The organism is Mesobacillus subterraneus (genome assembly GCF_000934845.1).
GTDB lineage: Bacteria > Bacillota > Bacilli > Bacillales > Cytobacillaceae > Mesobacillus > Mesobacillus stamsii.
The window spans coordinates 16,108-30,705 of sequence record NZ_JXIQ01000029.1; the positions used below are offsets into that span (position 1 = coordinate 16,108).

The window sequence follows — 14,598 nt, forward strand, 5'->3', positions numbered from 1 at the left end:
GTAATGTCACTCAATGTTAATAAACAAACCACGTTACTCTTAAAATCGGAGGTTACAATGGAGTTGTATAGAGATCGCGGTGGTGAGGGATTGCAATGTTAATGCAAACAGAATATTTGGCAGAAATTGTCGATGATCTGCCTGAAGGCATGATTATCATGGATGAAGAGCGGATAATTCATTACCTTAATAAAAAGGGCAGCAAAATGACTGGCTGGAAGCTAGGAGAGAAGGTGCCATACTGCTCTTATTGCCAGGGAAGAGCAGTGAACGAGGATGAGAATCGCTGTATTCTTACTGCGGATAACCCCATTCCATCTTTTAACTCCCACCTAGCTGTGTATGAAGGCCTTGAAGAGTTTGAAATGTCCTTGAAAAAACGGAAGAATTATTATGTTCTCCGGATACAGAAGCCTGTGCATAATGAAAACAGCGAACGTGCCCGGTTCCATGAGCTACTAGTCCGCGAGACGCTGCTAGCCCAGGAAGCGGAACGGAAGAGGATTGCTAGGGAATTACATGACCATATTGGACAAAGTGTGTATAGTATTTTCCTTGGTCTGGAGGTTATAAAACAGGGGATTTTCGATCACAAATACCAGCAACATCTATTCAATATGATGAACGTTATTGAGAAAACACTTGAAAATATTAAACAGCTGACCAAAAGCCTTCGTCCAGAAATGATCCATGATATTGGCCTCGAAAAATCGCTTCGTCAGGCAGTAAGGGACTGGAGAAAACTGTATCAGATCGAAATCTTCCTTGAAATGGAGCTGGATAACGAACAGAAGTTTGACCCGGAAAAGGAGCTTCATTTATTCAGAGTCATACAAGAAAGTATTTCTAATTCGGTTCGCCACGGACAAGCATCCTATATCTCCATTCATTTAAAAACCTATTATCAATATGTCTTCTTTGATTTTTACGATAACGGAAACGGATTTAAACTAGAAGCAGGGAAAAAGAAAGGCCTAGGTTTAAAGCATATGTATGAGCGTTGCAAAATGCTTGATGGAGATATCAAATGGCTTAGCAAAGAGGGAGGACCAACCAGAATCGAAGGGTTTGTATCTTTGATCAAAACGGAGGGAGAGAGGGAAAGTGAATGTAATGATCATCGACGACCATGAGATTGTCAGGGATGGATTAAGCATGCTGCTTCAACAATCTTTTTGTATTGACGGAAGGATCTGTGCCTGTGATGGGTATGAGGCTGTAAAAGCTGCCGAAAATTTTCCAGCAGATCTCGTCCTCTTAGATCTTTCAATGCCTGGTGGATTGGATGGGATGTCAACCCTGGAAAGACTAAGGAAATTGCTTCCAGAGGCTAAAATTGTCATCTTCTCAATGCACGATGATATCGGCTACCAGAAACAAGCATATGAGGCAGGAGCGGACGGCTTTTTAATTAAACAGTTGAAGCGGGATCATCTTATCCAATCCCTTGACCAGATCTTGGCAAACCAGAAGGTATTCGATACGCATATTTGGGAAAACGGTTCACAAGGTGTTGGTTTCAATTTGGTCGATCTTCCGATTACCAAACGTGAAAAAGAAGTTTTTGTCCTGACAGTTAAAGGATATTCACAAAAAGATATTGCAGAAAGACTGGACATATCAGTAAAAACAGTCGAAAACCACCGGCAGAAAATTGGCGAGAAGCTCGGTACCCACAAGCGTTATGAATGGGTAGAAACCGCCAGGAAATACAATATATTCTATTCTTAGTAACAGGGCCGATAAGTGTCCTGTTTTTTTCTGAGGTTTGATATTTAGACAGGTTAGAGGTTAGGAGGGACAAAGTTGTCAAAAAAGCGACGTTATTTTGACAGGTTTGGAAGTGAGAGGGGAAAAGTTGTCAAGAAACCCCTATCACACGGATCCTTGCCGGATTTATGGGCTGGTCATTCTTTTTAAGTGGATTCTATCGAAAATTATTTTGTGTCGAGTTATAATAGATATTTAGAGTAGGAGTCGAAACTGTTTCCTTGAAACCTGGAAAGAGTCGGTGCTACAACGACAAATGCAAAATAATGCAGAATAAAAACGCAAAAAGAATGTTGGAGGATAATATGGCTACATATACCCCTATGATCAAGCAATACCTGCAAGTGAAGGCGGATTACCAAGATGCCTTTTTATTTTTCCGACTGGGAGATTTTTATGAAATGTTCTTTGAGGATGCGCTCAAGGCATCCCAGGAGCTAGAGATCACACTTACAAGCAGAGAGGGCGGCGGGGAGGAACGGATTCCGATGTGCGGGGTGCCGTACCATGCTGCTCCAAATTATATTGAGCAGCTGATAAATAGAGGCTATAAAGTGGCTATCTGTGAACAAACGGAAGACCCAAAGACAGCCAAAGGCGTCGTAAAGCGTGAGGTAGTCCAGTTGATCACACCTGGAACAGTGATGGAAGGGCATGGACTTCTGGAAAAAGAGAATAATTTTATTGCCACGGTAACTGTCTTTTCTAATAATCAATACGGTTTTGCCTGCAGCGATCTTTCAACAGGAGAAAGCAGGGCTACCTTAATTAAAGGAAGTATGGATGAGCTAATCAACGAACTATCGATTTCTGGCGCAAAAGAAGTTGTCATCGAAAGCACGCTACCGCCGGAAATCCAGCAAAAACTAAAGGAACGCTCCATTCTGGCCTTTTCCATTGAAGATAACAGCGACGTGAATGAGAATTTTTCAGCGTTATTTTCGGAACTGGATGAGGAGGCGCTGATCACAACCACTTCCAGATTATTTCATTATCTTTACCGAACCCAAAAGCGAAGTCTTGATCATTTACAAAAAGTTACCGTTTATCAAGTGCAGCAATATATGAAGATTGATTATTTTTCTAAGCGAAATTTAGAACTGACGGAAACAATCCGTTCGACAGCGAAAAAAGGCACGCTTTTGTGGCTGCTGGATGAAACGATGACAGCGATGGGCGGAAGGATGCTGAAACAATGGATCAACCGGCCGCTGATTGACAAAACTGATATCGGCCGCCGACAGGAACTAGTTCAATTATTCGTTGGCCAGTTTTTTGAACGCCAGGAGTTGCGGGAAAAATTGAAGGAAGTATACGATTTGGAGCGATTGGCCGGCCGTGTTGCTTTTGGCAATCTGAATCCAAGAGACTTGATGCAGCTGAAAAGATCATTGCTTCAGGTGCCTGTGCTAAAGGATATACTGGTGAATCTCGATCACAATGAAGCAAAAAGAATGGCAGAAAGGCTTGATCCTTGTGAGGAAGCTGCCGATTTGCTCGAGACGGCAATCGTTGACCATCCTCCTATCTCTGTAAAAGAAGGAAACATCATCCGGGACGGTTATGACCACCAGTTGGACCAGTATCGGGATGCCAGTCGGAATGGGAAGACATGGATTGCGATGCTGGAGCGCGAGGAGCGGGAAAAGACGGGCATTAAATCACTAAAAGTTGGTTATAATCGAGTGTTTGGCTACTATATTGAAGTGACCAGAGCGAATTTGCATTTGCTGCAGGAAGGGCGATATGAAAGAAAGCAGACTCTTTCCAATGCAGAGCGGTTCATTACTCCTGAGCTAAAGGAAAAGGAAGAATTGATCCTTGCTGCCGAGGAAAAAAGCATCGAGCTAGAGTACCAGCTATTTACCGGCATTCGCGAGACGATCAAAGAATATATTCCGAGATTGCAGGCCCTTGCCAAGGCGCTCAGTGAACTCGATGTCCTGCTAGGCTTTGCAGAGCTTAGTGAGCAAAGGCATTATGCCAGACCTGTATTTTCCCCTGACCGGAAAATACACTTGAAGGATGGACGCCATCCGGTGGTCGAAAAAGTGATGGATGCGCAAGAATACGTGCCTAATGACTGCTATATGGACAAGGATCGTGAAATCCTGTTGATTACAGGTCCGAATATGTCCGGGAAAAGCACCTATATGCGCCAGATTGCATTGACCGCCATTATGGCTCAAATTGGCTGCTTCGTTCCTGCTGATGAGGCCGAACTGCCGATTTTTGACCAAGTGTTCACTAGAATCGGGGCCGCAGACGATCTTGTTTCCGGTCAAAGTACGTTCATGGTCGAAATGCTCGAGGCGAGGAACGCGATCATGAATGCCTCCGGAGACAGCTTGATTTTATTCGATGAAATCGGCCGGGGAACTTCCACCTATGACGGCATGGCACTCGCTCAGGCAATGATTGAATACATCCATAATAAAATTGGTGCGAAAACATTGTTCTCAACGCATTATCATGAACTGACCACCTTGGAAAAGGATTTACGGAAATTGAAAAATGTTCATGTCAGCGCAGTGGAACAAAACGGCAAGGTCGTGTTCCTTCATAAAATCAGAGAAGGTGCAGCTGATAAGAGTTACGGTATCCATGTTGCCCAGCTGGCTGAATTGCCGCAGGAACTGATTGAACGCGCTGCGGAAATCCTGCAGATCCTCGAGCAGACGGACAATCAGAGTTCTGATGTCCACGATTTGAAAAATGGATTGAATACCATTCGACCATCTGCGGAAGAAAATCTTCAGGCAAGGGAAACAGCAGCGGCAGCACAATTGTCCTTTTTCGATGAAGAGCCTGGACAGCCAAAAAACAATAAAGCAAGCAAGAAGGAAAAGCAGATCCTCGAGCAATTAAGTGAACTGGAAATTCTCGATATGACCCCGTTACAGGCGATGAATATGCTCTATGACTTGCAAAAAAAGCTTCGTAAGTAATACTAAATATACCAGCTGGAGGGAAGAAAATTGGGGAAGATCATTCAGCTTGATGATGCACTATCGAATAAAATTGCTGCCGGTGAAGTGGTTGAACGGCCGGCTTCTGTTGTAAAGGAGCTGCTTGAGAACGCGATTGATGCCAACAGTTCGGTAATTGAAATTGATTTGGAGGAAGCAGGACTAGCGAAGATAAGGATTACAGATAATGGCGATGGCATCGAGGAAGAAGACGTTCTGATTGCTTTCCAAAGGCACGCTACAAGCAAAATCAAGAATGAAAATGACTTGTTCCGGATCAGAACTCTCGGGTTCAGGGGAGAAGCCTTGCCAAGTATCGCCTCTGTTTCCAGGCTCGAAATGAAGACATCTACCGGATTAGAAGGCAATAAAGTGTTGATTGAAGGCGGCAAAGTTGAAACGATTGAAAAGGCAGCCAGCCGAAAAGGAACGGATATCACGATCTCTGACCTATTTTTTAACACTCCTGCACGCCTTAAATATATGAAGACCGTCCATACTGAGCTTGGCAATATCACCGATGTTGTGAATCGCCTGGCACTTGCAAATCCGAGTATTTCATTCAGGCTTGTTCATAATGGACGTCAACTTTTGAAGACGACCGGAAATGGAGACGTTCGCCAGGTGCTAGCTGCTATTTACGGCATCAATATGGTCCAATCAATGATCCCGATTTCCGGAGAGTCATTGGATTATAAAATAACTGGCTATATTTCGATGCCTGAGATTACACGGGCATCAAGAAACTATATATCGACGATGATCAACGGACGGTTTATCAAGAACTATGCGCTGGTGAAGGCGATCCAAGAAGGGTACCATACCCTGCTCCCGATTGGCCGATATCCGGTTGTCCTGCTTACCATCGAAATGGACCCGCTGCTCATTGATGTGAACGTCCATCCTTCAAAAATGGAAGTGCGATTGAGCAAGGAACAGGAACTTAATCATCTTGTCACCAGTGTGATTAAGGATGCTTTTAAGACAAAAGAGCTGATCCCAGCAGGGGTTGTTGCACAAAAACAAGAAAAGGCCAAATCAGAACAATTCTTCTTGGAACTGGACCACACGGAAGATGCTGACCACAAGCAGGATAACGGATCAACACCTGGGGTCAGCAAACCTTTCGTCGAGGAAAAAGCAGCAGAGCTGAGCGAGCGCTATAAAGCAGCAGGACAGCAGGAATTCCCTAAAAATGAGCTGCCAAACTGGCAAAATGCCATAGTGGCCCAGGAGCCCTTCATGGAGCCGAAGTTCAAAGTGCAAGAGGAACAGCATAATGTTCCGATCAATAGCCAATTCGGTACAGAGGACGTTAAGGACGATTCTGAAATTCAAGCAGAGGAGAAAGCATTACGCGTTCCTCCTTTATACCCAATCGGGCAAATGCACGGAACGTATATTCTTGCCCAGAATGAACGTGGCTTATACATCATTGACCAACATGCTGCTCAGGAACGGATTAAATATGAATATTTCAGGGAAAAAGTAGGCCAGGTGACGACTGAGCTGCAGGACTTGCTGGTGCCGATCACCCTTGAGTATTCTGCCGATGAATGCCTGAAAATCAGCGAATATCAGCATGAGCTTGAGCGAGTTGGTGTCATTCTAGAGCCATTTGGCTACAATAGTTTCATTGTCCGCTCACACCCTCAGTGGCTCCCTAACGGCGAGGAAAAAGAGTTAATTGAAGACATGATTGAACAGCTTTTGCTAATGAAAAAGGTGGATATTAAAAAGCTGAGAGAGGAAGCGGCGATCATGATGAGCTGCAAGGCATCGATCAAAGCGAATCATTTCTTACGTATTGATGAAATTCAGGCTTTGCTGGATGAACTCCGCCGTGCGTCTGATCCATTCACTTGCCCACATGGCAGACCAATCATCGTTCATTATTCAACCTATGAAATGGAGAAAATGTTCAAAAGAGTGATGTAGTCTGAGAAAACAGTGTTCCTAAAAGAGGACACTGTTTTTTTAACTCTTTAAAAAGTATGTTTATTAGTGTAAAATTACACTAATAGAAAATTTTTTCAAGGAGATCATTCTTACTACTTGATTTTTATAGGATAATAGGAGGGGGGATTCTATGGTGGTCTTTTTGTTACTGATTTTAGTTATGCCAATAGTGATACTCGTTTTTATTGTAGCTTTTGCAGTGAAAAATAAGGAGCAGGGGGGAGAAAAAGTGGTTAGACATATTTACACTTACCTAGTTTTATTTGCGACATTGATGATGGTTATAGGCGGAGGGGTGTCCATTTTTATGGCGGCAGCAGACCTTGCAAGCCCGACAGGTTATTATCAAAGTTTTACAGACTATAAGCAAATGACGATAGCTGGTAAAATAGAAGGTTCAAAAACGGAAACAAGCGAGGATGAACTGCGAAGGAATTACGAGATCTATGTAAAAGAGGAAAAATTACGTCAAAAAGACGGGGCGATCAATCAAATCATTAAGAGTCTTGGTTTTATTGTCATTCCACTTCCGGTTTTTCTTTACTTCAACAGACTGAGGAAGCATCAATCTGAGTGAAGAGAATTTTTCGGAATATGGAAAAGACCGCTATTATAGCGGTCTTTTCATCAAAAGGAGTTTACCTGACTGCCGGCTGAAGTTTATGGATATACTGCAAGGCTTTCCCTGTACCAATGGCAACAGATTCCAGTGGGTTTGGAGCGATATGCACTGGGACAACCATTTCGCTCCCAAGCCATTCCTGCATGCCGTTCAGCAGGGCGCCGCCACCAGAAAGGATTACGCCGCGATCAACTATATCGCCGCTCAGCTCTGCTGGGCAATCTTCCAAAGTCGCGCGGATTGCTTCCATGATATGTAGCAGAGCTTCCTTAATAGCATCTCTAATCTCATAGGAATGAAGAGTAATCGTTTTTGGAAGCCCAGTTACGAGGTCACGGCCGCGAATGTCCATTTCCAATTTCTCATGGTCAATAAGCGCGTAGCCAATTTCTATTTTGACTTTCTCCGCAGTTCTCTCACCGATCAGAACATTGTATTCCTTGCGGACATATTGAATGATATCCTCGTCCAGTCTGTCGCCGGCGATTCGAATGGAGTGGCAGGCGACTACGCCCCCATAAGAGATAATTGCCACTTCCGTCGTACCTCCGCCAATATCGACAACAACATTTGCGACGGGTTCATCGACAGGAAGTCCAGCCCCAATCGCTGCGGCTATGGGCTCCTCTATTAGATGGACTTTTTTTGCGCCCGCGTTTCTGACGGCATCCTGAATTGCGCGGCGCTCTACACTAGTTGCACCAGAAGGTGTGCAGACAACAACATCTGGTTTACGAAGGGAGAAACCGCCTTTTTTGGAGGCTTTTTTCATTATTTGTTTCAGCATTTCTGTCGTCATATCAAAATCGGCGATCACTCCGTCTTTCAATGGTCGGATGGCAACGATTTTACCAGGTGTCTTTCCGATCATTTCCTTTGCTTCTTTGCCAACCGCAAGAACCTGCTTCGTTTCTGTGTCAATTGCTACAACGGAAGGCTCGTTTAGGGCAATCCCCTTATTTTTACTATAAACTAGAATATTGGCAGTACCTAAGTCAATTCCGATTTCTGTTGTTGATAACATAGTTTGTTCACCCAGTTCCTTCATAATTATTAAACCATCATAAACTTCTATTAACCTATCATGATTTTGGGGGTGGGAAGGCTTTTGTTACCGAATCGTTATGGAACTGTAAAGGTTGAGGAAATTTTTCTCATTATAGGAAAGGAGAGAATAATACTTAGAAAGAAGGGTATAATGCATAAATGTTCAACTGCTTCTTATTTAATGGTAAACTAAATGTAAGATGTCCTAATTTAAAATCGGACTTCCTCCGTAAAAAGGCAGTGTGAATTTTTTGAAAGAAAAACAGAAATTACTTGTACTAATTGGGCCAACTGCTGTTGGCAAAACAAAATTAAGCATGGAACTGGCGAAAAAATACGATGCAGAAATAATCAGCGGCGATTCCATGCAAATTTATAAAGGGATGGATATCGGCACGGCTAAAATCAGCCCCGAAGAGATGGAAGGCATACCACATCATTTAATCGATGTGAAAGAAGCGGAGGAAAGTTTCTCAGCCGCTGAGTTTCAGGAGATTGTCAGAAGAAAAATAGTGGAAATCAGCGAACGTGGAAAGATGCCAATGGTTGTTGGTGGTACAGGCTTATATATTCAGTCTGCTATCTATGACTATCATTTTAGTGAGGCCCCTTCCGACCCAGCATTCCGACTGAGGCTAGAGAAAGAAGCAGAAGAAAAAGGCCCGGACTCTCTCCATAAGGAACTGAAAAGAATCGACCCGGAAAGTGCAGCCAGGATTCATCCCAATAATGTCCGCCGTGTGATCAGGGCGCTTGAAATGAATCATTGCACTGGAAAGACAGCAGGCGAGCTGCGGGCCAATCAGTTGCCAGAACTAGTGTATGATACGGCACTCATCGGACTAACGATGGAGAGAGAGTTGCTATACAGCCGGATTAACCTTCGTGTCGATCTTATGTTGAAACAGGGGCTCCTTGATGAGGTAAAGTATTTTTATGACAAAGGATTGCGAGACTGCCAATCGATCCAGGCAATTGGCTACAAAGAGCTCTACGAATACTTTGATGGGAAAGTTCTGTTGAGTGAAGCGATTGAAAATTTAAAACAAAACTCACGTCGCTATGCAAAAAGACAGCTTACCTGGTTTCGAAACAAGATGAATGTGGAATGGTTTGATATGACAGACTGTAATGATGCGGGAAAAAAAATCGCTGAAATTTCCCTCTTTATTGAAGGAAAGCTTAATATAAAAGCGAATACATAATAATAGAGATAAAAGAGGAGGATTCCACCCATGAAACAAGTGAACATTCAAGACCAGTATTTAAACCAGCTGCGCAAAGATAACATCAATGTGACCGTATTTTTATTAAACGGCTTTCAACTAAGGGGCCAAATAAAAGGATTTGATAATTTTACTGTTTTGTTTGAGTCAGAAGGGAAACAGCAGCTTGTGTATAAGCATGCTATTTCAACCTTTGCGCCGCAAAAAAATGTTCAAATTGATTTTGAAGCTCAGGCTTAATCTAATATTGAAAGAAGAAAACCCGCTGATTGCGGGTTTTTTCTTGTGGAGTTGCAATAGTCCTGTATGGGAGCGAAAAAGAAAATGAAAAGTTTATTTTAAAAATGAATTCCAAGGTTGTTGAATACATATAAATATAGGAGTTTTCTTTCTTGGGAAACCAACAAAATACGACAAGATAAAATTGTCTGGCATTATCTGAAAAAACCGAATGAATGGCACCTATACAGCGTTATGCTGTTATTGTTTTGAGAATGAGAGGTGTAATTTTTGGACCAACCGCTACGCAAGAAAAACAATGGTCAAATCAGCATTGTACTAAATGCACAAAAAAGAAAAGCGTTGACGAAGGATTTGCCAGAGTCGCAGCTGGTTCCAAAGTCGATCCCGCAGGAGCATACCGCTTTAAAGGAAATTGAAGAAGAGCTCGGAGCACTGGTTGGTATGGAAGAAATGAAAAGAATCATCAAAGAAATCTATGCCTGGATCTATGTGAACAAAAAGCGGGAAGAGATAGGACTAAGAGCTGGAAAACAGGCTCTCCATATGATGTTCAAAGGGAATCCAGGAACCGGAAAGACAACGGTGGCGAGGATTATTGGGAAGCTTTTTCTCAAGATGAATGTCCTCTCAAAAGGGCATTTGATTGAAGCCGAAAGAGCGGACCTAGTAGGGGAATACATTGGACACACGGCGCAGAAAACAAGGGATCTGATAAAGAAAGCAATGGGGGGAATTCTGTTCATTGATGAAGCGTATTCACTTGGCCGTGGAGGAGAGAAAGACTTCGGCAAAGAAGCGATTGATACTTTGGTAAAGCATATGGAGGATAAGCAACATGAATTCATCTTAATTCTTGCAGGCTACTCGCGGGAAATGGATTTTTTCTTGACCTTGAATCCTGGGCTTCAATCAAGATTTCCGCTGGTTATTGATTTCCCTGACTATACCATCGACCAGCTCATGGAAATCGGCCAGCAGATGTTGAAAGAAAGAGAATACAGCTTGAGCCATGAAGCCGAACGGAAACTGAGGGAACATCTAGTAACAGTGAAATCGACGCTTAGTGCTGTAGCTTTTTCAAACGGACGATACGTAAGAAATATTATTGAAAAATCGATTAGGGCCCAGGCGATGCGTTTACTGCTGCAAAACCAATATGATCGCCATGAACTGATGACTTTAAGGAGCAATGACCTTGTTTTTTCGGATGGCAGAAGGGGAAAATAATGTCAGCACATATTGTTGACATTGTTTTTTGAAGTTGTTAATATACCCATATAGGTATATTAAACGAAACGGAGGAATGCAAAATGAACGAAATTACGGTATACACAACGAACACATGTCCTTATTGCACGATGTTGAAGAATTTTCTTGATGATAAAGGACTTTCATACAAAGAAGTGAATGTCCAGCGTGATCCGATCGCAGCGCAAAGATTGGTGGATGCAACCGGACAAATGGGAGTGCCACAATCCAATGTCAATGGAAACTGGGTACTGGGATTTGATCCGAATTCCATTATGTCCTTCCTGAAATAATAGAATGAAAAAAGGATTCCTGTACTACTGGAATCCTTTTTTCATTTTCTCTGTATTTTTCTTTGCCGATCTATTTTGGTATGATTACTTTAGTTATCTAAGGAGAGAAGGGTACGATGTGGAACAGGATACTGTTTTTGAAAAAGTTATTCTTGTAGGCTGCCAGACGACGGAGGATGAGGACCTTCGTTTTCAATACTCGATGGAGGAGCTTGAGTCGCTAACGGAAACTGCGAAGGGAAAAGTCCTGATGCAGATTGTCCAAAAGCGGCCTAAGATCCATCCTGCTACATACATAGGGAAAGGCAAGGTGGAAGAACTGCAGGCACTTGTAGACGAACTTGAGCCGGATTTGATCATATTCAATGATGAGCTTTCCCCTAGCCAAAATCGGAATCTGTCATCTGGATTGAAGGCGAGGATCATTGATCGTACGCAGCTGATTCTTGATATATTCGCACAAAGAGCAAGATCGAAAGAAGGGAAGCTTCAGGTTGAGCTTGCACAGCTGCAATATTTGCTTCCGCGTCTTAGTGGACAGGGGATTGAAATGTCGCGGCTTGGTGCCGGCATCGGGACAAGGGGTCCTGGTGAAACAAAGCTTGAATCGGACCGCCGCCATATCCGCAAGAAGATCGATGATATTAAAAGTCAGCTGTCCGTTATCGTTCAGCATCGTGATCGTTATAGAGAAAGAAGGAAAAAGAACAAGGCTTTTCAAATTGCTCTTGTCGGTTACACGAACGCCGGAAAATCAACCTTGTTCAATCGATTGACTGAAGCAGATTCATTCGAGGAAAACCGACTGTTCGCAACGCTGGATCCAATGACTAGAAAGACGATTTTGCCAAGTGGCTTTACTGCGCTGCTAACAGACACAGTCGGATTTATCCAGGATTTGCCGACGACTTTGATTGCCGCATTTCGTTCCACACTTGAAGAGGTGGGGGAAGCGGATTTGCTTCTTCATGTTGTCGATATGTCGAACGAGGATTATTTTTCCCATGAACAGACAGTCAACAAGCTGCTGGAGGATCTCGATGTTCATCAAATTCCCCAGATTACCGTGTACAATAAACGGGATATTGCCCATCAAGATTTCGTACCTAACGCAAGGAACGAGACGGCATTCATCAGTGCGTTCAGTGAGGAAGATCGGAAGAATCTGCTCATCAAAATGGAACAGTCTATTATAGGTTTAATGGAGCCTTACCATGTCATGGTGCCATCTGATGAGGGCAAACTGCTGGTTCAACTGAAAAATGACACCATTCTCCGTGAGCTCCGCTTTGATGAGGAAAAACAACACTATGAATGCAAAGGATTCTCTTTAACTGACCATCAAATAACAGGGCAGCTAAAGCGATTTTCAAAGTGAAAATGAGATATTAGATAGGAGAACAGCATGTTTACACAATTGAAGAACGGGCCTTTGCTGCAGCCGCTTGTAAGGGAAGTGGAGCAGCAAATTGCCGGAGTACACAGGAAATTGGAAGAACGAATCGATACCAATCAATTCAGGGTGCTGCGAAGCTTCCAGAAACATCGCGTGAGCGACTCTCATTTTATCCCGACGACAGGCTATGGGTATGATGATGCAGGACGCGAGACGCTTGAAAAAATATACGCAGACGTGTTCGGTGCTGAAGCAGGACTTGTCCGCCCGCAAATCATATCAGGAACGCATGCGATCTCTATTTCTTTGTTTGGAATCCTGCGTCCTGGAGACGAGCTCTTATATATTACTGGAAAGCCATATGACACTCTGGAGGAGATTGTTGGAATTCGCGGAACCGGGAATGGTTCCTTGAAGGAATTCGGGATTAGCTACAATTCGGTTAGTCTCACAGAAAAAGGCGAGATCGATTGGATGGCAGTAAAACAAGCAATAAAGCCTGAAACGAAAATGATAGGCATACAGCGTTCAAAAGGCTATGCAACGAGGCCTTCATTCACTGTAGAACAAATTGGCGAAATGATCAGGTTTGTGAAGGAAATCAAAACGGAGCTCATCGTTTTTGTCGACAATTGCTATGGCGAGTTTGTCGAAGAGCTGGAGCCCTGTCATGTCGGTGCAGATTTGATGGCAGGTTCATTGATCAAAAATCCCGGGGGTGGTATTGCTAAAACAGGCGGATATATTGTCGGCAAGGCGCAATATGTCGAGTCCTGTGCCTACCGGATGACTTCTCCGGGAATTGGTGCAGAAGCTGGAGCATCCTTGTACTCTCTACAAGAAATGTATCAGGGCTTCTTTCTGGCGCCGCATATTGTTGCCCAGGCACTAAAGGGAGCAGTGTTCACAGCTGCATTGCTAGATCGTTTAGGAATGAATTCTTCTCCGAAATGGGATGCAGGGCGAACCGATTTAATCCAGTCTGTCCAATTCGATGACCGCGACAAAATGATTGCCTTTTGCCAGGCGATCCAGTATGCATCCCCAATCAATTCCCATGTAACTGCATACCCGGCCTATATGCCTGGATATGAAGATGATGTCATCATGGCTGCTGGTACATTCATCCAGGGTGCAAGTATCGAATTGACCGCGGATGGGCCTATTAGGCCACCGTATACAGCGTATGTACAAGGTGGCTTGACCTATTCCCATGTGAAGATAGCGGTTCTTACTGCAGTCGATTCTTTAATAGAGAAAGGTTTAATCCTAGTAAAATAGGGAACGATACAAAAGATGAATATTTTTATGTAAGAAAATCTAACATGCATTTGACAACATATCTTACATTGATTATAATAAAAATATCTTAAGGAAGGGAGGAGAAATCATAATGGACGGTAGTGAAATTCGCCGGAATATGCCACTTTTCAGCATCGGAATTGTCATGCAGCTGACAGATTTGACTGCCAGGCAAATCCGTTACTATGAAGAGCATGAATTGATTTCTCCAGCTAGAACCGAGGGAAACAAACGGCTCTTTTCCTTAAACGATATAGACAAACTCTTAGAAATCAAAGATTTGATTGATCAGGGTGTCAACATGGCAGGCATCAAGAAACTATTTCATGTAAAACAAGAGGCACGCATGAAGGATACGGAGACGTCAAATGTGGAAAAAACGAGGCCAAATCTTTCCGATGCAGACTTAAGAAAATTGCTTCGCAAAGAATTGCTACAGGCAGGCCGCTTCCATCGTTCAACAGACAGAGGAGACATGTCGAGGTTTTTTCATTAAAGGTATTTTAGTAAATTTCGTTGCGTG

13 protein-coding genes are annotated in these 14,598 nt (G+C 43.2%); 12 read left to right on the forward strand and 1 reads right to left on the reverse strand.

Annotated features, from left to right (window positions below):
- Positions 1-95: 95 nt before the first annotated feature.
- The 5 genes from UB32_RS05220 to UB32_RS05240 all read left to right on the forward strand — a co-directional run bounded on the left by UB32_RS05220 (position 96) and on the right by UB32_RS05240 (position 7,275).
- A complete protein-coding gene (locus UB32_RS05220) occupies positions 96-1,133 on the forward strand; it encodes a histidine kinase (protein WP_044391825.1) in 1,038 nt (345 codons plus the stop codon).
- On the forward strand, positions 1,114-1,731 hold the full coding sequence (locus UB32_RS05225) for a response regulator transcription factor (protein WP_241768426.1): 618 nt from the start codon (positions 1,114-1,116) through the stop codon (positions 1,729-1,731). The genes UB32_RS05220 and UB32_RS05225 overlap by 20 nt, the downstream gene beginning before the upstream one ends.
- A 344-nt stretch (positions 1,732-2,075) precedes the next feature.
- Positions 2,076-4,718 (forward strand): DNA mismatch repair protein MutS, encoded by a 2,643-nt coding sequence (gene mutS / locus UB32_RS05230; protein ID WP_044391826.1) that lies wholly within the window; start codon positions 2,076-2,078, stop codon positions 4,716-4,718.
- A 30-nt stretch (positions 4,719-4,748) separates the two neighbouring features.
- Complete coding sequence (gene mutL, locus UB32_RS05235) at positions 4,749-6,677, forward strand: DNA mismatch repair endonuclease MutL (RefSeq protein WP_044391827.1); 1,929 nt, start codon at positions 4,749-4,751, stop codon at positions 6,675-6,677.
- Positions 6,678-6,828: 151 nt separating this feature from the next.
- Positions 6,829-7,275, forward strand: a complete 447-nt coding sequence (locus UB32_RS05240; RefSeq protein WP_044391828.1) for a hypothetical protein — start codon at positions 6,829-6,831, stop codon at positions 7,273-7,275.
- 61 nt (positions 7,276-7,336) lie between these two features.
- On the opposite strand, the gene mreBH is transcribed toward UB32_RS05240, so the two are convergent.
- Entirely contained in the window at positions 7,337-8,344 is a 1,008-nt protein-coding gene (gene mreBH, locus UB32_RS05245; protein WP_044391829.1) for a rod-share determining protein MreBH, read from the reverse strand.
- A gap of 274 nt (positions 8,345-8,618) precedes the next feature.
- Between mreBH and miaA the strand changes: the two genes are divergently transcribed.
- The 7 genes from miaA (at position 8,619) to UB32_RS05280 (ending at position 14,571) form a co-directional block, all read left to right on the forward strand.
- The gene (gene miaA, locus UB32_RS05250; protein ID WP_044391903.1) at positions 8,619-9,572 is read left to right on the forward strand and encodes a tRNA (adenosine(37)-N6)-dimethylallyltransferase MiaA; all 954 of its coding nucleotides are present in this window, start codon (positions 8,619-8,621) and stop codon (positions 9,570-9,572) included.
- Between the two features lie 30 nt (positions 9,573-9,602).
- Positions 9,603-9,833 (forward strand): RNA chaperone Hfq, encoded by a 231-nt coding sequence (hfq, locus tag UB32_RS05255; RefSeq protein WP_044391830.1) that lies wholly within the window; start codon positions 9,603-9,605, stop codon positions 9,831-9,833.
- Between the two features lie 270 nt (positions 9,834-10,103).
- Positions 10,104-11,063 carry a stage V sporulation protein K gene (gene spoVK / locus UB32_RS05260; RefSeq protein WP_044391831.1) on the forward strand — a complete coding sequence of 320 codons (960 nt, stop codon included), beginning with the start codon at positions 10,104-10,106 and terminating at the stop codon, positions 11,061-11,063.
- 83 nt (positions 11,064-11,146) lie between these two features.
- Positions 11,147-11,377, forward strand: a complete 231-nt coding sequence (locus tag UB32_RS05265; protein ID WP_044391833.1) for a glutaredoxin family protein — start codon at positions 11,147-11,149, stop codon at positions 11,375-11,377.
- A gap of 118 nt (positions 11,378-11,495) precedes the next feature.
- On the forward strand, positions 11,496-12,755 hold the full coding sequence (hflX, locus tag UB32_RS05270; RefSeq protein ID WP_044391835.1) for a GTPase HflX: 1,260 nt from the start codon (positions 11,496-11,498) through the stop codon (positions 12,753-12,755).
- A gap of 27 nt (positions 12,756-12,782) precedes the next feature.
- Positions 12,783-14,054, forward strand: coding sequence for an aminotransferase class I/II-fold pyridoxal phosphate-dependent enzyme (locus UB32_RS05275; RefSeq protein ID WP_044391837.1), 1,272 nt, complete (start codon positions 12,783-12,785; stop codon positions 14,052-14,054).
- 112 nt (positions 14,055-14,166) lie between these two features.
- Positions 14,167-14,571: a MerR family transcriptional regulator gene (locus tag UB32_RS05280; RefSeq protein WP_044391839.1), complete on the forward strand. Its 405-nt coding sequence runs from the start codon at positions 14,167-14,169 to the stop codon at positions 14,569-14,571.
- Positions 14,572-14,598: the final 27 nt, after the last annotated feature.

What these genes read in the sequence shown, in the direction of transcription:
- UB32_RS05220 (WP_044391825.1), top strand. Translation starts at nt 96, where the DNA reads ATGTTAATGCAAACAGAATATTTGGCAGAAATTGTCGATGATCTGCCT.
- UB32_RS05225 (WP_241768426.1), top strand. Translation starts at nt 1,114, where the DNA reads ATGATCATCGACGACCATGAGATTGTCAGGGATGGATTAAGCATGCTG.
- mutS (WP_044391826.1), top strand. Translation starts at nt 2,076, where the DNA reads ATGGCTACATATACCCCTATGATCAAGCAATACCTGCAAGTGAAGGCG.
- UB32_RS05240 (WP_044391828.1), top strand. Translation starts at nt 6,829, where the DNA reads ATGGTGGTCTTTTTGTTACTGATTTTAGTTATGCCAATAGTGATACTC.
- mreBH (WP_044391829.1), bottom strand. Translation starts at nt 8,344, where the DNA reads ATGTTATCAACAACAGAAATCGGAATTGACTTAGGTACTGCCAATATT.
- hfq (WP_044391830.1), top strand. Translation starts at nt 9,603, where the DNA reads ATGAAACAAGTGAACATTCAAGACCAGTATTTAAACCAGCTGCGCAAA.
- UB32_RS05265 (WP_044391833.1), top strand. Translation starts at nt 11,147, where the DNA reads ATGAACGAAATTACGGTATACACAACGAACACATGTCCTTATTGCACG.
- UB32_RS05275 (WP_044391837.1), top strand. Translation starts at nt 12,783, where the DNA reads ATGTTTACACAATTGAAGAACGGGCCTTTGCTGCAGCCGCTTGTAAGG.
- UB32_RS05280 (WP_044391839.1), top strand. Translation starts at nt 14,167, where the DNA reads ATGGACGGTAGTGAAATTCGCCGGAATATGCCACTTTTCAGCATCGGA.